The organism is Luteibacter sp. NPDC104163 (genome assembly GCF_055584245.1).
In genome coordinates, this window is record NZ_JBVJMK010000020.1 from 63,024 (window position 1) to 81,579 (window position 18,556).

An 18,556-nucleotide genomic window follows, 5' to 3' on the forward strand; every position below is an offset into this window, starting at 1 on the left:
CGCAAATCGTATGGATTCACTTGACCTGTTCGAACCGACCGGTGCGAGGCTACGGCTAGGTAACGATGCCGTGGTGTTGCGCGCGTTCGCGCTCGGTCATGTGGGGGAGCTCTTTCCTGCGATCGTTGCCGTCGAGGCCGCGTCACCTCTGCGCCAGATGGTGACGCCGGGCGGTTTGACGATGTCGGTGGCGTCGACGAACTGCGGCATGCTGGGCTGGGTATCGGACCAGCGCGGCTACCGTTACACCTCGGTCGATCCGGAAACGCGCAAGCCGTGGCCGGCAATGCCGGACGTCTTCGCTTCGCTGGCGACCCTGGCCGCTGCGGAGGCAGGTTTTCCGGGCTTCGAACCAGATGCCTGCCTGATCAATCACTACGCGCCGGGCGCGCGGATGTCGCTGCACCAGGACAAGAACGAGCGTGATTTCGGCGCGCCGATCGTTTCCGTGTCCCTGGGGCTGTCGGCCACCTTCCTCTTCGGTGGCCACGAGCGGGCCGACCGCGCCGCGAGGGTGCCTCTGCATCACGGTGACGTCGTGGTGTGGGGCGGCGCCGACCGGCTGCGTTACCACGGCATCATGCCGCTGAAGAGCGCGCAGCATCCCCTCACAGGCACCGAACGGATCAACCTGACGTTCCGTATGGCGGGGTGAGTTGGGTCACGCCGGCCTTAAGAAGGTCGCTCCGAGTGACGTTTTTTTTGTTCTTGGTAGACCAGCGCCGCTTGCGTTAGTTTAAAAAACTCGTATTTTAGTCACCGTGAGTGACTCAAATCCCAAAAAATTAAACTCGCTGCTCAGCCAGCTCGGCGACACCCAGCTCGTCTCGGCACGCTGGCTGAGGACGCACGGATATCCGAGCAACCTGGTTGTGCGCTATGTCGCCGGCGGCTGGCTCGTGCCCGTTGCCCGTGGGGTTTACCTGCGCGCGGGCGGCCGGTTGACCTGGGAGGGCGCGGTTCGAACCCTTCAGGGCAACGTGAGTAGTTCGGTGCACGTTGGCGGCCGTTTTGCGCTCAGCTTGCAGGGGCATGAGCACTACCTACGCCTGGGCGATGCCGGTACGGTGACGTTGTACGGCCTGCGCCGCCCTCCGGCGTGGCTCGCAAAGCTTCCGCTTGAACAGCGATTTGCGTTCATGGGCTTGGGCTCGTTTGATTCGGCTTCCCAGATGTTTTTGGGTGGAGTCCCTGACGCCGCGCTGGCAGAGCGAGGACTATTTCGCCGCCGGCCCTTGGATGGCGACGGCGCCCTGGTGTGTTCAACCGTCGAGCGCGCCATGCTTGAACTATGTGACGGCGTATCCGAGCCGACGCTGGTCTATGAAATCGACGCACTGATGCAGTCGATGACAACCCTCAGCCCGCAGCGACTCGCACAGCAACTACGACACTGCCGAAGCATCAAGGCCAAGCGCCTGTTCCTTGCGCTCGCGCACCGCCACCAACATGCATGGCTGCCGCATGTCCCGCTCGACGGTGTGGATCTCGGTAGCGGCAAGCGCGCCCTGGTGCCGGGTGGCCGTCTGGACCCGACCTATCTAATCACTTTGCCAACGGATCTGGATGAGCACTTGGCTTGACGAAAGAGGGCAGCGATACGCTGATCGCGTGCGATTGCTGATCGAGATCCTTCCCGAGCTGGCTCGAGAGCCTCAGTTTGCCTTGAAGGGCGGAACGGCCATCAACCTCTTTGAGCACGACCTGCCGAGGTTGTCGGTCGATATTGATCTAGCCTGGCTGCCCGTCAATCCCTTCGCCGAAGATGCACGGCTCATAACGGAAGCCCTTGGTCGCCTGGCAGCTGCACTGCGAGCTCGTCCGCTTCAGCTTCATGTGCAGACGTCGGGATCTGCTGGCGGCTTCATCAATCGCCTCGTGGTCAGGCGAGGCAACGCGCGCGTGCAGATCGAAACGAGCCCCGTAATGCGCGGAACCGTGCATCCGGTGCGCACGATGGTCGTGCGACCTAGTGTCGAGGAGGCGTTTGGGTTCGCCTCCGTGAAGGTCGTCAGCTTCGCTGATCTCTATGCGGGCAAGCTTTCCGCCGCGCTCTCGCGACAGCATCCCCGGGATTTGTTCGATGTCGGGCTGTTGCTTGATGATAAGCGGACAGGGCAGGAGCTATGGCGAACGTTCCTCGTCTATCTGACGTGCAGTCCGAAACCCGCATGGGAGATGTTGGCGCCACGTATGCCCGCAGATTTTTCTGCGACGTTCGACGCGCATTTCAAGGGGATGACTGCCGAGCCGGTAGAAGTAGAGGGTCTGCTCGCTATTCGTGAGCGGCTCCTGGATCGCATCGCAGGTTGGCTGGATGAGCCATCACGGGCGTTCCTTCGCTCTGTTGAGCACGAGGCGCCGGACTTCGGTCTGATTGGGTTTGCTGATGCGGTCGAGTTGCCTGCGGTGAAGCACAAGCTGCGCAATCTTGCGCAGCGCACATCAGCGGAACGCGTCGCCGACAGAGCGTTGCTGGAGGAGGCGTTCGACTCTATAGCTGACGTGGTGTGAGTCTCGAAAAAGGCGTCGGAAAATCCTACTCGAAAGCTAGGTCATAAGAGAGTTATCCGCACACCGTCGAGGCGGCCGGCCATCGGGTGCTCTGGTATAGCTAAGCCAACTCCGAATCGCACACCGATCCCTCACGCATCCGAATCCGATACGCCCGCGGCGATTCCCCCATAGCACGCTTGAACGCGGCACTGAACGCGCTTTCCGAAGCATACCCAAGCTCGCCGGCAAGGACAGCGACAGCGATTTTGCCGTCACTCAGTGCGCGCGTTGCCAGGTGCATGCGCCACGAATTGAGGTAAGCCAGCGGTGTCGTTCCTGCTGTGTCGCGAAACCGATTGGCAAATGTCGTCCGTGACATCGCGCACGCCTGGGCCAGCTCTTCAAGGCTCCAGGCCCGAGCCGGGTCGGCGTGCATAAGGCGGATGGCCGGCGCGATCCGCGGATCACCAAGGGCACGCAGCCAGCCGGACGGCATAGGTCCTGAGGTCTGCAGGTGTGCCCGCAGGATCTGGATAAAGAGCAGCTGCGCGAGTTGCGCGGAGGCGAGCTGCGTGCCGGGTTGGTCGGTGCGCCGCTCCGCGACCAGCTCGGCGAGCAGCCAGCGGAAGGATGTGGCCTGGGGCGAGTCGGCGCCCACGTGGATCCAAGCCGGCAGCACGTCGGCCAAGAGCCGGCCGCTGGCTGGGTCGAGAAGGACATGGCCGCCGATGTGGGCGAAGTCGCTGCCATCCCCGAGCGTCACGACGGATTTGCCCGAGCCGGAGAACACCGCCATCGCATCCTGCGGTGGCACGCTGAGGTCGCTGGCCAGCACGATCCGGCGCTTTGCCGTGATCAGGCCCACATCGCCCGTGCCGAACCAGATGGGCTCGGGTTCACCCTCGATCGTCACCCAGCAGCCGCCCTTCACCACGGCGAAGAACTTGATGCTCGAGGGCGGCGGGAACGCGATGGCCCAGGGGCCACTGGCGCTGAAACCACCCGTGACCAGCGATTCCGCCTGGGTAAACCGGAGGATGTCGGAGAAGGGGTCCGCACTCATGGTCGTACTCTCGAGCAAGTAATGCGCACTGTATCGCATTCTCCGTACGCGCTCCGCTCCCTAAGCTTTCCGGATTCAGCGACTACCGGAGCAACCCATGAACCACGATCTCGTCCTCGTCACCGGTGGCACCGGTTTCATCGCGCAGCACTGCATCATCGCGCTGCTGGAACGCGGGTACCGCGTGCGCACCACCGTGCGAACACCTGGGCGCGAGGCCGAGGTGCGTGAAAACCTGCGCTCGGCGCGTGTCGATGCCGGTGACCGCCTGGCTTTCGTCCGGGCCGACCTCGGTGAAGACGCGGGCTGGGCCGAGGCCGCCCAGGGTTGCACCTACGTCATGCATGGCGCGTCGCCTACGCCTTCCGGTGACCAGGTGCACGAGGAGGACTGGATCCGCCCGGCCGTCGACGGCAACCTGCGCGTGCTCAAAGCGGCGCGGGACGCGGGTGTGAAACGCGTTGTGCTCACCTCCGCGTTTGGTGCGGTCGGGGCAGGGCACAAGGCCGGTTATCCGCGCCCGTTCAAGGAAACCGACTGGAGCGACCTCGAGGGAAATATCGCGCCGTACCAGAAGTCGAAGACGCTGGCTGAGCGCGCTGCATGGGATTTCATCAAGCGCGAGGGCAAGGGCCTCGAACTCTCGTCGGTGAACCCGACCGCCGTGATGGGGCCCGCCCTGGGTGCGGACTACTCGCACTCCGTCCGCCTGGTGAAGAACCTGCTGGAAGGCAACCAGAAGGGCTGCCCGAAGATCAATTCCGGTTTCGTCGATGTCCGGGACGTGGCGGACCTGCACCTGCGCGCCATGCTCGATCCGAAGGCATCGGGCGAGCGTTTCATCGCCACCGCGGGCGAGAGCATGGCGATGGCCGACGTGGCCCGGGTATTGCGCGAGCGCATGGGGTCGGCCGCGGCGAAGGTGCCGACACGCGTGCTGCCCAATTGGGTCGTCCGCCTTGCCGCGCGGAAGAATCCGGCGCTGCGCCCGGTAGTCGCCCTGCTCGGTGTCGACCTGAGCGCCACCAGCGCCAAGGCGCAGCGCGTGCTTGGGTGGAAGCCGCGTTCACGCGAGGATGCGATCGTGGCGAGTGCGGAAAGCCTGATCCGGCTCGGCCTCGTTGGCTGAGCAACCCAGTTGATCTTGTGGGAGCGCGCTTGCGCGCGATCAAGGCCGGCGCTTGACCCCATCGCGCGCAAGCGCGCTCCCACAGGATCGGGGCGATATTGACGGCCGCGGCGCCATTCGCAACAGTGCGCGAACCTTTAGCCGCGAGAGTTGCCACGGATGGACGACCGCTTTGATGGGCCGCAGGGGCAGGACGCCGCGAGTGCGGCCACGCGTGAACGAGCTCGACACGCCGGCCTCGGGAAGATCCTCATTCTCGGCGGCTACGGGGTCTTCGGCGGCCGTCTGGCGCGGTTGCTCTCCGATATCCCGAAACTCGAACTGATCATCAGCGGCCGCGATCTCGCCCGGGCCGAGGCGTTTTGCGCCGCGTACCAGGGCGTCGCGACCGTCCGCCCGCTTAAGCTCAACCGGTTGGACATCGCGGAGTTTCTCAGCGTCGATCGACCTGACTTGGTCGTCGATGCTTCAGGCCCGTTCCAGGACTACGGCGATGCCCCCTACGTCGTCATCGAAGCCTGCATCGCCGCCAGGGTGGACTATCTCGATTTCGCCGATGCGGCTGACTTCGTCTTCGGTGTCGCGGCGCTCGATGCGAAAGCAAAACAGGCGGGCGTGTTCGCGCTCTCCGGTGTAAGCAGCTTCCCCGTGCTCACCGCGGCTGTGCTGCGCGAGCTGGGTCGCACGATGGACATCGTCAGCGTGGAGGGCGGCATCGCGCCATCGCCGTATGCGGGCATCGGCCTCAACGTGATGCGCGCCGTGGTCGGGTATGCCGGCGCGCCCGTAAAACTATGGCGGGATGGCAAGCCCGGGCAGGGCATGGGCCTGGCGGAAAGCATGCGCTTCACGGTGGCGGTGCCCGGCAAACTGCCTCTGCACAATATCCACTTCTCCCTGGTGGATGTCCCGGACCTGCAGGTGCTCCCTCCGGAACATCCGACCATGCGCGATATCTGGATGGGGGCGGGCCCGGTGCCCGAGATACTCCACCGCATCCTCAACCTGCTGGCCAAGGCTCGCGCGCATTTCCAGACGCCATCCTTCGCGCCGCTATCGCCACTGTTCTACTGGGTACTCAACCGCACGCGCCTCGGCGAACACCGCGGGGGCATGTTTGTACGGGCGCGAGGGACCGCACAGGGCAGGCCGGTCGAACGCAGCTGGCACCTGCTCGCGGAGGGCGATGACGGTCCGTACATCCCTTCGATGGCGATCGAGGCGCTCGTGCGCAAGATGCTGAAGGGCGAGCGCCCCGAACCGGGCGCACGGCCGGCTACGCGGGCACTTGAACTCGCCGACTACGACGAGCTGTTCGAGGGTCGCTCGATCTACACAGGCTTTCGCGCGGATGAGCCCGGTGCGCCGCTTTACCGCCGCATCGTGGGCTCGGCGTTCGCGAGCCTCCCACCCCGCCTGAAGGAGCTACACGGCACCTCTGCGACGCGGGAGTGGGTGGGCAGTGCCGAGGTCCGCCACGGCGGAGGTTTGCTGGCCAGCATCGTCCGGGGACTGATTGGCTTCCCCAAGGCAGGCAAGGACATCGCATTGCGCGTGACCTTCACTCCCGATGGTGATGGAGAGCGCTGGACGCGCACGTTCGCCGGCAAGCCTTTCCATTCGCATCAATCGGAAGGCCGGGGCCGCGATGCGCACCTGATGGTCGAGCGTTTCGGCGCGGCCACGTTCGCCCTCGCATTGGTGGTGGAAGGCGAGCGTCTCCTCCTGATTCCGCGGCGCTGGAAGTTCCTGGGCCTGCCGATGCCGGGGTTCCTGTTGCCCAAGGGCATCAGCTTCGAGCATGAGGAGGCCGGCAGGTTCTGCTTCGACGTGGAAATCTCCGCGCCGCTCGTCGGCCTTATCGTCGCCTACAAAGGCTCGCTGACGCCGTTGTAAGAAGGCGCCGTGGGAGCGTGCTGTGGGAGCGTGCTTGCACGCGATGGGTGCTCGCGCCACCGCCCATCGCGCGCAAGCGCGCTCCCACAAGGGCCCTTCGAGCTTGCGTCAAATATACGAACCATATATGGTCCATATATGGGTATCGTAAACATCGATGATGAAACGCACGACCAGATCCGCCGCGCCTGCACGGTGACGGGGCGGTCGATCAATGCGCAGGCGAATTTCTGGATCCGGATCGGGATGCTCTGTGAGCTCAACCCGTCGCTGAGTTTCCAGGAGATCGTGGCGCAGGAGTTGCGGGAGGCCGGGGTGGAACCACTGGCCTTGCGCGCGACACGTTAGTGGTCAAGCGACCCGACGAGCTGGCCGCGATGGCCGAGGCTGGGCGACTGCTCGCCTCAGTTTTCCATCACCTGAATGGGCTGGATCTCGAAGGCCGTAGCACGCTCGCCATCAACGATCTGGTTGAACGGATGATCGTCGACGACCTAAAGTCGCGGCCAGCGAGCAAAGGCCAGTATGGGTTCGAATTCGTACTGAATGCATCTATTGATAACGTCGTATGCCATGGCGTCCCCTCGGCGGGCGATATCCTGCGCAGCGGCCAGATCGTCAACCTCGACATCACGCTCGAAAAGGACGGGTACATCGCCGATTCAAGCACGACCTACCTGATAGGTGATGTGGCATACCCGGCACGGCGCCTGGTCAAGGCGACCTACGAAGCAATGTGGAAAGGCATCGGCGCCGTCAAGCCGGGCGCGCGCCTTGGCGACGTGGGCCACGCGATCGCCCGGCACGCGCAAGCGCACGGCTACAGCGTGGTAAAGGAATACTGCGGCCACGGCATCGGCCGCGAGATGCATGAAGATCCGCAGATCCTGCATTACGGGCGCCCCGGCACCGGCATGGTGTTGCGCGAAGGCATGGTCTTCACGATCGAACCCATGCTCAACCAGGGCCGCGCGGCTATCGTGAACCAGGAAGGCGTATGGCCGGTCTACACGCGGGATGGACGCCTTTCGGCGCAGTTTGAGCATACGGTCGCCGTCACGGCGACAGGCGCGCGCGTACTGACGCTGCGCCCTGGAGAAACACCGTTATCCCCCATGACCTGACCCATGAGGCACCCATGACGAGCACGCCGAACGACGCGCCTTCCATCCTCATCATTGGCGCCTCGCGCGGACTGGGCCAGGCCATGGCCGAAGGGTTCCTGAAGCAGGGCTGGTCGGTCACGGGTACGGTACGTGGGAGCAAACCCACGCCCCTGCACGACCTGGCCACGACTTACGCTGATCGCCTGGCGATCGAATCCATCGACATCACCGACCCGAAAGACACCGAAGCCCTTCGCGGCCGCCTTGCGGGCAAGCGCTTCGACGTCCTGTTCATCAATGCGGGCACCACGAACGAAGACCCGAACCAGACGATCGCCGAGGTCACCACTGACGAGTTCCTGCACGTGATGGTGACCAACGCGCTGAGCCCGATGCGCGTCGTCGAAGGCGTCGAGAGCCTGGTCACCGACAACGGGCTGATCGGCGTGATGTCGTCGGGGCAGGGCAGCATCGCCAACAACGAGCGCGGTGGCCGCGAGGTGTACCGCGGCTCCAAGGCCGCCCTCAACCAGTTCATGCGCAGCTACGCGGTTCGCCAGGCGCATACGAACCGTGCGCTGCTCCTGCTCGCGCCCGGCTGGATCCGTACCGATCTGGGTGGCGATGACGCTCCGTACACGGTCGAGGAAAGCATCCCGCTGATCCTCGATGTGATTCAGAAGAAACGCAACCGGCCAGGCCTCGAATACCTGGACCGCGACGGCAAGACCGTTCCCTGGTGAGCCCCATGGGGTAACCTCCAGACTCCACGAAAACGACTGGAGGTGCATGGTGGCCGACCTGATCCTCAACACGTTCGACTGGGTGCCCGAGGCGCCACGCGGCTATGTACGCGACCTACGCGTGCGCTGGGCGCTGGAGGAAGCCGGGCTTCCGTACACGGTGCGTGGCGTGTCGTTCAAGGAGCGCGATGCCGCGCACTTCGTCCACCAGCCCTTTGGGCAGGTGCCGTGGATTACCGATGGCGACATCTCCGTCTTCGAAAGCGGCGCGATCCTCATGCACCTTGCCGGCCGCAGCGCCAAGCTCATGCCCGGTGACGCCCGCGGCCGCGCCGAGGTGACCGAATGGGTATTCGCTGCCTTGAACTCGGTGGAGATGGCCAGCCTGCCGTGGGCGATCCTGGTGTTCTCCGAGGAAAGCCGCGAGTCCTCCGCATGGGAGAAGCTCAACGGCTTCCTTCGCCTGCGCCTGGGCCACATGGAGTCGGTACTCACCCTTCGCGAATGGCTGGCCGGCGAGTTCTCCGTGGCCGACATCCTGATGGCCGACGTGCTGCGCCTTGTCGATCGCTTCGACGGACTGGCGGACTACCCCGCCTGCCACGCGTACGTCGCACGAGCCACCGCGCGGCCGGCGTTCCAGAAGGCGCGAGCGGACCAGATCGCGCACTTTTCTGCGGCGGATGCTGCCTGAGGGGTGGGGCTCGGCGGCCGCGACGCCAGTGCTCCCGGCGGGGGGTAGCTAGTTGCCCGCGCCCCGGACGGAGAAATCACCCAAGCCGAATCGAGAGTTCGACGTCGTCAGAGAACGGTACTGACAGATATCCGCTGTTGGCCGAGCGCACGCGTTCCATGTACTCCGGGCTGTAATCGGCATTGTCGGCGATGATCAGGGCGCCCACGCGCAGGCGCGGCTCAAGCAGGGCCAGGATCTCGGGGTAGAGCGCCTTGGCACCATCAAGCAGGACAAGGTCGATGCTTTCGGGCAGGTCACGGGCGAGTGTTTCCAGCGCATCGCCCTCGCGGATCTCGACCAGGTCGATGACGCCACCCGAAGTTAGATGGTCACGGGCCTTGGCCACTTTCGATGCTTCGAATTCGCTGGTGATGAGGCGGCCGCCGCCGTTGTCGCGGAGAGCCGCGGCGAGGTGTAGGGTCGAGATGCCGAACGAGGTGCCGAACTCGACGATGCTGCGCGCACCGGTGCTTCGGGCGAGCATGTAGAGCAGGGCGCCCGTCTCGCGGGACACCGGGAGCGGCAGGTCCTTCATGACGCCGTAGAAATCCAGGTACTCGGTCTTGCTGTGCATCAGCCGCGAGCGGTCCGCGTCCGTGAGGTCCTTCAGGGCGGGGTTATCGGTCCAGGAGATCTGGTCGGCTTCACGGAACAGGCGGTCGACGAGCCCGGCCAGGGGTGCGGTGGTGAGGGTGGTCATGGTTATCTCCGGTTGCGTTGAAATGGCGTGGGATTAGAATGTGACGAATCCGTCAGGTTTTCTATTCGCATTCCCCGGGGCGCCATGGCTAGCCAGAAAAAACCGTCGATTTCCTCGCGAAAGAGCCCGAAACAGGCGCGCTCCAACGACCTCGTAGCAGCGATCCTGGAGGCGGCTGCTCAGGTTCTGGCGAAGGAAGGGGCCGCGCGATTCACGACCGCGCGGGTCGCCGAGCGCGCTGGCGTCAGCGTCGGTTCGATCTACCAGTACTTTCCGAACAAGGCCGCGATCCTGTTCCGGCTACAGAGTGACGAGTGGCGGGAGACCACCGACATGCTGGTCGCCACGCTTGTCGGCGACGGCCAGCCACCGCTGGAGCGCTTGCGTCGGCTTGTCCATGCCTTCATCCAGTCGGAATGCGATGAGGCAGACATGCGCGTGGCCCTGGATGATGCGGCGCCGTTGTATCGCGATGCGCCCGAGGCCCGGGAAGCGAGGGCGGCGGGCGAGCAGGCGTTCAACACGTTTATGGTTGAGGTGCTGCCGAAGGCGAGCGATGAAGCGCGAGCCACCGCGGTGTCGCTGATTCTTTCCACGTTCAGTGCGGTGGGGAAGGATTTTTCGTCAGCGCCGCGCACGCGTGAGGAAGTCGAGGCGTTCAGTACGGCTATGGCTGATATGTTTTGTGCGTATCTTCGGGATATTGAAGCGCGCTCGTTGTAGGGGGGCGCTTGTGCGCGATTCACGATTCCCGTGAGCACCCATCGCGCGCAAGCGCGCTCCCACAAGACGCTCCCACGGCGCGCGCCCACAGCATGCTCCCACAGCGCGCTCCTACAGGGGCCGTGTCGCAGCGGTCAGGCGGGAGGTGTCAGTGGCCGGGGGCGCGCCGAACATGCGCTTGTAGTCGCGGGTGAACTGGGACTGGCTGTCGTAGCCGACGGCGGCGGCTACGGCACCGGCCGAGCGGGGTTCCGCGAGCAGCAGCTTGCGTGCTTCCTGCAGGCGAAGGCGCATGCGGTACTGCACGGGCGTCATCAGTGTGATCGCCTTGAAGTGGCGATGGAACGACGTGACGCTCATGCCGGCCACGTCAGCCAGCGCGTCGATCGACATCGGCGCCGCGTAGTTCGCCTTGATCCACTGGGTCGCCCGGCCCACCTGCGCAACATGCGAGCTGTTCTGGGCCAGCTGGCGTAGCGGCTCGCCCAGGCCGCTGCGAAACAGGCGGTAGTAGATCTCCTGCACGATCAGCGGAGCGACGAAAGGGATGTCATCGGGGTGGTCAAGCAGGTCGAGCAGGCGTGCGAAGGGCTCGAGCAGGTCGGGCGTCATGGCGGCGGTCGCCGCGCCGGCGGGTGCGCCGGAAGGCGCCTCCTTCAGTGGAAGCCTCGACATGGCTTCCGCCAGCGCCGAGCGGTCGATGTCGAGCGAGAAAGCGAGGTGCGAGCGGCCTTCTGCATCGAGGAAGACCTGCGCGCAAACGGGCAGGTCCACGGTGACCAGCAGGAAGGTCGACGTATCGGCAAGGAAGGGCGCGTCGCCTGCGGCGATGGTCTTGCTCCCGCGAAGGATCACCACCATGCGTGGGCGGTAGAACACGTGGGAGGGGTGCGCAGCCTGGTTGACCCGATACAGGGTCAGGCCGGGCAGCGCAGTCTCCTGGCGCGGGTGGGCGGCGTGGCGTTCGACCGCTTCGCACATGTGTTCAAGCATCGTCTCCATGCCGGCATTATGCACCCGGCGATCACGGTACCTGAACAGGCCAGCGGGCAGTTTGGCAGGATCGTGCAAAACACCGGCAGCTTTGGCGTAGTCCCGCCTCGCCTTGGGCGCGATGCTTTATGGGTGCCGGCGATACCGCTGGCCCATGCCTCCCCGCCAAAGGAATCCCCATGTCCGATTCAAAGATCTGGTTCATCACCGGCTGCTCCACCGGCTTCGGCCGTGAGCTTGCCGAGCAGGTGCTTGCCCGCGGCGAGCGCGTCGTCCTTACCGCTCGCAAGCCGGAGCAGGTGCAGGATATCGCCGACAAGTACCCCGAAACCGCGCTTGTACTGGCCCTGGACGTCACCAGTGAGCAGGCGATCCGCACGGCCGTTGCCGATGCGGAGGCGCGCTTTGGCCGCGTCGATGTGCTTGTAAACAATGCGGGCTACGGCTATTTCTCGGCGATCGAAGAAGGCGAAGACGAAGAGATCCGCCGCCAGTTCGAAACCAACGTATTCGGCCTCATCTCGCTGACCCGCCATCTCCTGCCGGGCATGCGTGAGCGCCGCAGCGGCCACATCGTCAACGTGTCGTCGATCGGTGGCCTCGTGGCGTTCCCGGCGACCGGCTATTACCACGCGACGAAGTGGGCGGTGGAAGGCTTCTCGGAATCGCTTTCGAAGGAAGTGGGCCCGCTGGGCATCAAGGTGATCATCGTGGAGCCTGGCCGCTTCCGTACCGACTGGGCCGGCCGTTCCGTCATCGAATCGAAGACGGTCATCGATGACTACGATGCGACCGCAGGCGAACGCCGCCGCCAGGCCAAGTCCTACACCGGAACGCAGCCCGGCGACCCGGCCCGTGGCGCCGCCGCGATCATCCAGGCCGTGGATGCGGAAAACCCACCGTTGCGCCTGCCGCTGGGCTCGGATGCGTACAAGTTCCTGAGCGATCGCCTAGACGAACTGCGTGCGAATTTCGAAGCCGTGAAGGACATTTCGACCAGCACCGACTTCCCAAGCTGATACCAGGCTCGTGTAGGACCACGCTGTGGGAGCGTGCTTGCACGCGATGGGTGCTCGCGTCATCCCCCATCGCGCGCAAGCGCCCTCCCACAGCGCGCTCCCACAACGGGCGCGCTCGCACAACAGGCTTCAGCGCTTGCCGATGCTCGAGGACACTTCCCAAAGATCGACGCCGCCATCGCGCGCGTGCTGGTCGATCTCAGCGAGTTCTCCCTTGCTGAAAGCCAGGTTGTTCACGGCATCCAGCGAATCGTCCAGCTGCTCTACCGTACGCGCGCCGATCAGCGAGGACGAAACACGCGGGTCGCGCAGCGTCCAGGCGATCGCCATCTGGGCCAGGGTCTGGCCGCGCTTCTCAGCCATGCCGTTGAGCGCGCGGATGTGCTTTAGGTTCTCTTCACTCAACATCCCCTCGTTCATTGAATCGCCGCGCGTCACGCGGGCATCGGCCGGGATGCCGTTGAGGTACTTGCTGGTAAGCATGCCTTGGGCCAGCGGCGAGAATGCGATGCAGCCGGTGCCGAGCTCGCCCAGCGTATCCAGCAGGCCGTGCTCGATCGTCCGGTTCAGCATCGAATAGTTCGGCTGGTGGATGAACAGGGGCACGTTCTCCGCGGCGAGAATCGAGGCTGCTTCACGGGTGAGCTCGGGCGAATACGACGAGATGCCGACGTACAGGGCCTTGCCCTGGCGGTGCAGGTGCACCAGCGCGTTCATGGTTTCGTCGAGCGGTGTATCCGGATCGACGCGATGCGAATAGAAGATATCCACATACTCGAGGCCCATCCGCTTCAGGCTCTGCTCGCAGCTGGCGATCAGGTGCTTGCGCGTACCCGTCGGGCCGCCGTAAGGGCCTGGCCACATATCCCAGCCGGCCTTGCTCGAAATGACCAGCTCATCGCGATGCGTCGCGAAATCCGCGGCGAACCAGCGGCCGAAGTTCTCCTCCGCCGAGCCGTACGGCGGACCGTAATTATTCGCGAGATCGAAGTGGGTCACGCCACGATCGAACGCACGGCGCAGGATGGCGCGCCCGGTCTCGAAGCGATCGACGCCACCAAAGTTCTGCCACAGGCCCAGCGACACCGCGGGCAACACCATGCCACTACGGCCAACACGGCGATAAGGCATGCGCCCGTCATAGCGGGACGAATCAGCGACAAAGGTCATGGGGATTCCTTGGCGTGGGGATGTGAGGGGTTTGTGATCACCCGATGGTAACGGGTTATGCCCTGCATACCATCGTTTAAAGGTACTTGCGCCCCGCCGCGAAAGGCCCAACCCTGCGGGCAACCTTTTTGAGCAGGGAGTTTCCCATGGCTAATCCCGTCCTCTTCTCACCGGGCCACGTGCGCGGCCTCGAGCTGGCCAATCGCATCGTCATCGCCCCGATGTGCCAGTACTCCGCCGTCGATGGGCGAATGAATGACTGGCACCTCATCCACCTGGGCCAGCTCGCGATCTCGGGGGCCGCGCTGCTTACGATCGAGGCCACCGCGGTGTTGCCCGAGGGCCGCATCACCTGGGCAGACGTGGGCCTTTACGACGATGCCACCGAGGAGGCGATGCGCCATACGCTGGAGGGTGTGCGGCGCTGGTCGGATATCCCGATCGTGGTGCAGCTGAACCATGCCGGGCGCAAGGCATCGACCGATACGCCGTGGGTCGGCGGCGCGCAGATTCCGCCGGGCACCGAGCGCGGTTGGCAGACCGTGGCGCCCTCGGCGATCCCGTTCCAGGAGGAGCAGAACCCACCGCTCGCGCTTGATCGGGACGGCTTGCAGCGGATCAAGGCGGCCTTCGTCGAAGCGGCACGGCGTGCCGTGCGCATCGGGCTCGATGGGGTGCAATTGCATGGTGCGCACGGTTATCTCCTGCACCAGTTCCTTTCGCCGCTTTCCAACCAGCGCACCGATGAATATGGCGGCTCACTCGAGAACCGCATGCGTTTCCCGCTGGAAGTGTTTGATGCCGTAAGGGCTGCGTTGCCGGCCGACAAGCTGCTGAGCATGCGCGTTTCGGCCACGGACTGGGTCGAAGGCGGCTGGGACCTCGAGCAGACCATCGCCTTCGCCAAGGCCCTCGAGGATCGTGGCTGCGATGCGGTCCATGTGTCGACGGGTGGCCTGCATCCGGCGCAGAAGATTCCCGTGGGTCCGGGCTACCAGGTGCCGTTCGCCCGCGGGGTGAAGCAGGCGGTGAAGATGCCGGTCGTCGCGGTGGGCCTGATCACCGAACCCGAACACGCGGAGGCCATCCTCGCCAATGGCGATGCCGACATGATCGCGCTGGCCCGCACCATCCTCTACGACCCGCGCTGGCCGTGGCACGCCGCCGCCCAACTCGGCGGCCAGGTCAGGGCACCCAAGCAGTACCTGCGTTCGCAGCCCTCGCGGCACCGGCACCTGTTCCATACCGATGCGGCGATGAAGGCTGAGGCGCAGTGGGTGCGTGGAGACGACTGGCGCTACGTTTGATCCCTCCGATCCGTTGTGGGAGCGCGCTTGCGCGCGATTGGGTTTGCCGCGAGCACCCATCGCGCGCAAGCGCGCTCCCACAACGTCGCCCGGCGGCATACGTTGGTATGATTGCCAGCCATTGTACCGATTGGTACAGTGCAATCTCCCCGGTACAGGAGATAGCATCATGGCCGCACCCGTTCCTCCGTTCACCCACGAAACCGCCGTCCAGAAAGTCCGCCTCGCCGAAGACGGCTGGAACAGCCGCGATCCGGCCCGCGTGTCGCTGGTCTATACGCCCGACAGCGAATGGCGCAATCGCGCCGAGTTCGTCCATGGCCGCGAGCAGATCGTGGAGTTCCTCACCCGTAAGTGGGCAAAGGAGCTCGACTACCGCCTCATCAAGGAACTCTGGGCGTTCACCGGCGACCGCATCGGCGTCCGCTTCGCCTATGAGTGGCACGACGACAGCAACAACTGGTACCGCTCCTACGGCAACGAGAACTGGGAGTTCGGCGAAGACGGGCTGATGCATCACCGCTACGCCTGCATCAACGACATGCCCATGAAGGAATCGGACCGGAAATTCTTCTGGCCGCTCGGCCGCCGCCCGGACGACCACCCGAGCCTTTCCGACTTGGGCCTCTGATGCCGCGCCTCGTTTACGAACGCGCCGATGTCCTGCCGTTGCTCGCGGAAGCCTTCCGCGAGCTCGGCTTCGACGGCGCATCCATGGCGCGGATTACGGAGAAGACCGGTCTGGGCAAAGGCAGCCTGTATCACTTCTTCCCGGGCGGGAAGGAGGACATGGCGGCGGCCGTGCTGGGCGAAGTGGATGCGTGGTTCGAAGACCGCGTGTTCACGCCGCTGGCCACGATGCCGCCTGCCGAGGGCATCCCGACCATGTGGCGCGCCGTGGACGAATATTTCCACAGCGGCGCGCGCGTTTGCCTCGTCGGTGCCTTCGCGCTCGATGAAACCCGTGATCGCTTCGCGGCGGCCATCGGTGACTACTTCGCACGCTGGATCGATGTGCTTACCGCGGCGCTGAAGGGTGCCGGCGCGCCCGAGCCCCGGCAGGCCGCACTGGAGATCGTCGGCGGCATCCAGGGCGCACTGGTGCTCTCGCGGGCCCTAAACAATCCGGGCATCTTCGTGGAAACTACGGCTCGACTCCGCCAGATGGGCAGCGCCACGCCGTGACGAAAACCAAAATCCGTTGTGTCTGGGCGGGCAGCGACCCGCTCTATGCCGATTACCACGACACCGAATGGGGCGTGCCGCTGCACGACAGCCGCATGCTCTGGGAACAGCTGATGCTGGAAGGCTTCCAGGCGGGCCTGTCGTGGATCACGATCCTGCGCAAGCGCGAGAACTTCCGGAAAGCGTTCAAGAACTTCGACCCGGTGAAGGTCGCCCGTTTCACGGAGAAGGATATTGAACGCCTCCTCGGCGACGAGGGCATCATCCGCTCACGGGCCAAGATCGAAGCGACGATCCAGGGCGCCAAGATCTACCTCGACATGAAGGCGCGCGGCGAAGACTTCGCCGACTACTGCTGGTCGTTCACGAACGGCAAGGCGCTGCATGGCGATGGCAAGACCGTGCACGCGCAGACGCCGCTCTCCGCCACCATCTCGAAAGACATGAAGAAGCGCGGCTTCAAGTTCGTTGGCCCGACCATCGTCTATGCGTGGATGCAGGCCGTGGGCATCGTCGACGACCACGCCCGTACCTGCTTCCGCTACCGGGCTCAGTAAGAGCCCGGTGGTGCCTTTTCGCCCCACCAGCCTTCCTCCGGCCGGTGGTGGGCCTTGAGTCCGCCGTAGAAGGTGAGGGCGCGCAACGCCCACTGGCGGCTCACGCCCAGCATGTATCCAAGCGGTGCCTTGAAACGGTCGCGCCAGTAATGGTGGCCGGGCGTAGCCGGATGCATGCCCAGGTACTTGCGGCACACCCGGTTGAACTGGTGCACGCGCGCGTTGCGCACGGTATGGCTCGTGTAGAAGGTGACGCCGATCGAGATCGATACGGCGTCATCGCCATGGACCCAGTCGGTGTCGGATCGCGTCATGTGCGGCGCAGTGGTCGGGAAATACACGCCGTCTCCCGGGCCGCTATCGAAATCGTGGCTCGTGGCGCGCGATGAATCCTTCAGCCGGACATCGCGCAGGGTATGGCTGACGATGAAATCCTCGACGTGCGCGGCGCTCACGGCGTCGCGATCGTCGGGCTCCCAGACGCTCAGCGTCTTGCGGCCGTGCAGCTGCATCCAGAAGTTATTCTCGCGATCGATGTGGAATGGCGTGACCGAAGGCGGGGCCGAGATGAAGATGAAGCCGGTGACATTGAAGATGCCTGGCTGTTCCTTCTCGATCAGCGGGCGCAGGCCGTCGATGATTTCTTCCAGCAAGGCTCGGTAACGCGGCACGGCCTCGACGTTGTACAGGGCAATCCACGAACCGCTTTCATGGATCCGCTCGAATACCTGGTCGATGTCGCGCCCATCGGTCGGCCTGGGCTCGTGGCGGAACGCCGAGTCCTGCTGCATGCCAGGTCGCACGAAGCGGCATTGCTCCTTCGGCATCAGCTCGCGCGCCAGGTTGGCCAGTTCCTGTAACTGGAACAGCGCATGGCGATGGAAATTGTGCCGCAGCCGGGTGATCCGGTGCGTGGAGAACCCCGCAGGGTCCAGGGGCCACACGATATGCGGCTCGCCGTTGTCGCGCTGATCCATGGTGACGCTCCCCTCGAAACATGACCCCTGCCAGCGAGGAAAAGCGTCGTACTAACCTGCGGCCCGTGCCATTGGACAGACGGCCTAACCGCAAGGTCCTATCAGCGGGGCGGGGTTGTGGGAGCGGGGGGGGGGGGGGGGGGGGTGGGGGGGGCGGCCCCCCCCCCCCCCCCCCCCCCCCGCTCCCACACGGGCCGGATCACGCCAGCCGCGAGGCGGCGACCGGGGTGTTGCGGAAGGTGACGCCGAGGCGATTGAAGGCGCTCATCAGGGCGATCGCGACGGAGAGGTCGGAGAGCTCCTTGTCGTTGAAAACGGCCGTGGCGGCTGCGTAGTCCTCGTCGGGCACGCCGGTCTCGGCGACGTTCGCGACCGACTCGGTCCAGGCCAGCGCAGCCTGTTCGCGCGGGGTGAACACCTCGCCAGCTTCGCGCCATGCGGAGGTGAGGATCAGCTTTTCGAACGGCACGCCGTGCTTGTGCAGGTCCTGCGAGTGCATGTCGATGCAGAACGCACAGCCGTTGATCTGCGAAACGCGTAGGTAAACGAGGTCGATCAGGTTCTTGTCGAGGCCGCACTGGGCCAGGTAGCCGTGTACGTTCAGGAAGCCCTTGGCGGCGTCGGGGGCGGCTTTCATGTAATTGATGCGCGAGCTCATGGTGGCAACTCCGGTATGAAGGAAGGTGGCTATGGGATGGGGATAGCCTGCGCCCGGCATGGGTCAGTCGCCAGAGCCAAGAATGCGTTCCGGCGATG

At 64.7% G+C, this 18,556-nt stretch carries 20 protein-coding genes and 1 pseudogene; 15 read left to right on the forward strand and 6 right to left on the reverse strand.

The annotated features are described in order from the left end of the window. The first annotated feature begins 10 nt into the window (after nucleotides 1-10). From alkB to ACZ6YI_RS19120, 3 genes are all read left to right on the forward strand, one after another. Nucleotides 11-655, forward strand: coding sequence for a DNA oxidative demethylase AlkB (alkB, locus tag ACZ6YI_RS19110; RefSeq protein WP_465780022.1), 645 nt, complete (start codon nucleotides 11-13; stop codon nucleotides 653-655). 106 nt (nucleotides 656-761) lie between these two features. After that, complete coding sequence (locus ACZ6YI_RS19115) at nucleotides 762-1,583, forward strand: type IV toxin-antitoxin system AbiEi family antitoxin domain-containing protein (RefSeq protein ID WP_465780023.1); 822 nt, start codon at nucleotides 762-764, stop codon at nucleotides 1,581-1,583. Next, nucleotides 1,567-2,514: a nucleotidyl transferase AbiEii/AbiGii toxin family protein gene (locus ACZ6YI_RS19120; RefSeq protein ID WP_465780024.1), complete on the forward strand. Its 948-nt coding sequence runs from the start codon at nucleotides 1,567-1,569 to the stop codon at nucleotides 2,512-2,514. Before ACZ6YI_RS19115 ends, ACZ6YI_RS19120 begins: the two co-directional genes overlap by 17 nt. A 100-nt stretch (nucleotides 2,515-2,614) precedes the next feature. Here ACZ6YI_RS19120 and ACZ6YI_RS19125 read toward each other — a convergent pair whose 3' ends face one another. Further along, a complete protein-coding gene (locus tag ACZ6YI_RS19125) occupies nucleotides 2,615-3,559 on the reverse strand; it encodes an AraC family transcriptional regulator (RefSeq protein WP_465780025.1) in 945 nt (314 codons plus the stop codon). 97 nt (nucleotides 3,560-3,656) lie between these two features. On the opposite strand from ACZ6YI_RS19125, the gene ACZ6YI_RS19130 reads away from it, so the two are divergent. From ACZ6YI_RS19130 to ACZ6YI_RS19155, 6 genes are all read left to right on the forward strand, one after another. Further along, the gene (locus ACZ6YI_RS19130; protein ID WP_465780026.1) at nucleotides 3,657-4,688 is read left to right on the forward strand and encodes an SDR family oxidoreductase; all 1,032 of its coding nucleotides are present in this window, start codon (nucleotides 3,657-3,659) and stop codon (nucleotides 4,686-4,688) included. 159 nt (nucleotides 4,689-4,847) lie between these two features. Beyond that, a complete protein-coding gene (locus ACZ6YI_RS19135) occupies nucleotides 4,848-6,584 on the forward strand; it encodes a DUF4166 domain-containing protein (protein WP_465780027.1) in 1,737 nt (578 codons plus the stop codon). Nucleotides 6,585-6,722: 138 nt separating this feature from the next. After that, a complete protein-coding gene (locus ACZ6YI_RS19140; protein ID WP_465780028.1) occupies nucleotides 6,723-6,932 on the forward strand; it encodes a ParD-like family protein in 210 nt (69 codons plus the stop codon). Further along, nucleotides 6,932-7,708, forward strand: coding sequence for a type I methionyl aminopeptidase (gene map / locus ACZ6YI_RS19145; protein WP_465780029.1), 777 nt, complete (start codon nucleotides 6,932-6,934; stop codon nucleotides 7,706-7,708). Before ACZ6YI_RS19140 ends, map begins: the two co-directional genes overlap by 1 nt. A gap of 14 nt (nucleotides 7,709-7,722) precedes the next feature. Further along, nucleotides 7,723-8,433 carry an SDR family oxidoreductase gene (locus tag ACZ6YI_RS19150; RefSeq protein ID WP_465780030.1) on the forward strand — a complete coding sequence of 237 codons (711 nt, stop codon included), beginning with the start codon at nucleotides 7,723-7,725 and terminating at the stop codon, nucleotides 8,431-8,433. 49 nt (nucleotides 8,434-8,482) lie between these two features. Next, the gene (locus ACZ6YI_RS19155; RefSeq protein WP_465780031.1) at nucleotides 8,483-9,127 is read left to right on the forward strand and encodes a glutathione S-transferase family protein; all 645 of its coding nucleotides are present in this window, start codon (nucleotides 8,483-8,485) and stop codon (nucleotides 9,125-9,127) included. 76 nt (nucleotides 9,128-9,203) lie between these two features. Here the strand turns inward: ACZ6YI_RS19155 and ACZ6YI_RS19160 are convergent, their stop codons facing one another. Continuing rightward, nucleotides 9,204-9,869 (reverse strand): O-methyltransferase, encoded by a 666-nt coding sequence (locus ACZ6YI_RS19160; protein ID WP_465780032.1) that lies wholly within the window; start codon nucleotides 9,867-9,869, stop codon nucleotides 9,204-9,206. A 27-nt stretch (nucleotides 9,870-9,896) separates the two neighbouring features. Between ACZ6YI_RS19160 and ACZ6YI_RS19165 the strand changes: the two genes are divergently transcribed. Then, a complete protein-coding gene (locus ACZ6YI_RS19165) occupies nucleotides 9,897-10,592 on the forward strand; it encodes a TetR/AcrR family transcriptional regulator (protein ID WP_465780033.1) in 696 nt (231 codons plus the stop codon). Between the two features lie 111 nt (nucleotides 10,593-10,703). Here ACZ6YI_RS19165 and ACZ6YI_RS19170 read toward each other — a convergent pair whose 3' ends face one another. Beyond that, entirely contained in the window at nucleotides 10,704-11,594 is an 891-nt protein-coding gene (locus tag ACZ6YI_RS19170; RefSeq protein WP_465780034.1) for an AraC family transcriptional regulator, read from the reverse strand. A gap of 170 nt (nucleotides 11,595-11,764) precedes the next feature. On the opposite strand from ACZ6YI_RS19170, the gene ACZ6YI_RS19175 reads away from it, so the two are divergent. After that, the gene (locus ACZ6YI_RS19175) at nucleotides 11,765-12,604 is read left to right on the forward strand and encodes an SDR family oxidoreductase (protein ID WP_465780035.1); all 840 of its coding nucleotides are present in this window, start codon (nucleotides 11,765-11,767) and stop codon (nucleotides 12,602-12,604) included. 129 nt (nucleotides 12,605-12,733) lie between these two features. Here ACZ6YI_RS19175 and mgrA read toward each other — a convergent pair whose 3' ends face one another. Further along, nucleotides 12,734-13,774: an L-glyceraldehyde 3-phosphate reductase gene (gene mgrA / locus ACZ6YI_RS19180; protein WP_465780036.1), complete on the reverse strand. Its 1,041-nt coding sequence runs from the start codon at nucleotides 13,772-13,774 to the stop codon at nucleotides 12,734-12,736. Between the two features lie 146 nt (nucleotides 13,775-13,920). Here mgrA and ACZ6YI_RS19185 point away from each other — a divergent pair. The 4 genes and pseudogenes from ACZ6YI_RS19185 to ACZ6YI_RS19200 all read left to right on the forward strand — a co-directional run. Further along, nucleotides 13,921-15,021: pseudogene (locus tag ACZ6YI_RS19185) on the forward strand (NADH:flavin oxidoreductase/NADH oxidase); the annotation flags it as partial. Between the two features lie 229 nt (nucleotides 15,022-15,250). Next, a complete protein-coding gene (locus ACZ6YI_RS19190) occupies nucleotides 15,251-15,712 on the forward strand; it encodes a nuclear transport factor 2 family protein (RefSeq protein WP_440327118.1) in 462 nt (153 codons plus the stop codon). After that, the gene (locus tag ACZ6YI_RS19195; RefSeq protein ID WP_465780037.1) at nucleotides 15,712-16,266 is read left to right on the forward strand and encodes a TetR/AcrR family transcriptional regulator; all 555 of its coding nucleotides are present in this window, start codon (nucleotides 15,712-15,714) and stop codon (nucleotides 16,264-16,266) included. Before ACZ6YI_RS19190 ends, ACZ6YI_RS19195 begins: the two co-directional genes overlap by 1 nt. Next, on the forward strand, nucleotides 16,263-16,823 hold the full coding sequence (locus ACZ6YI_RS19200; protein WP_465780038.1) for a DNA-3-methyladenine glycosylase I: 561 nt from the start codon (nucleotides 16,263-16,265) through the stop codon (nucleotides 16,821-16,823). The genes ACZ6YI_RS19195 and ACZ6YI_RS19200 overlap by 4 nt, the downstream gene beginning before the upstream one ends. On the opposite strand, the gene ACZ6YI_RS19205 is transcribed toward ACZ6YI_RS19200, so the two are convergent. Next, nucleotides 16,817-17,800, reverse strand: a complete 984-nt coding sequence (locus tag ACZ6YI_RS19205) for a JmjC domain-containing protein (RefSeq protein WP_465780039.1) — start codon at nucleotides 17,798-17,800, stop codon at nucleotides 16,817-16,819. The two genes, ACZ6YI_RS19200 and ACZ6YI_RS19205, sit on opposite strands and share 7 nt — an antisense overlap. Before the next feature lie 199 nt (nucleotides 17,801-17,999). After that, nucleotides 18,000-18,458: a carboxymuconolactone decarboxylase family protein gene (locus tag ACZ6YI_RS19210; RefSeq protein WP_465780040.1), complete on the reverse strand. Its 459-nt coding sequence runs from the start codon at nucleotides 18,456-18,458 to the stop codon at nucleotides 18,000-18,002. Nucleotides 18,459-18,556 lie beyond the last annotated feature (98 nt).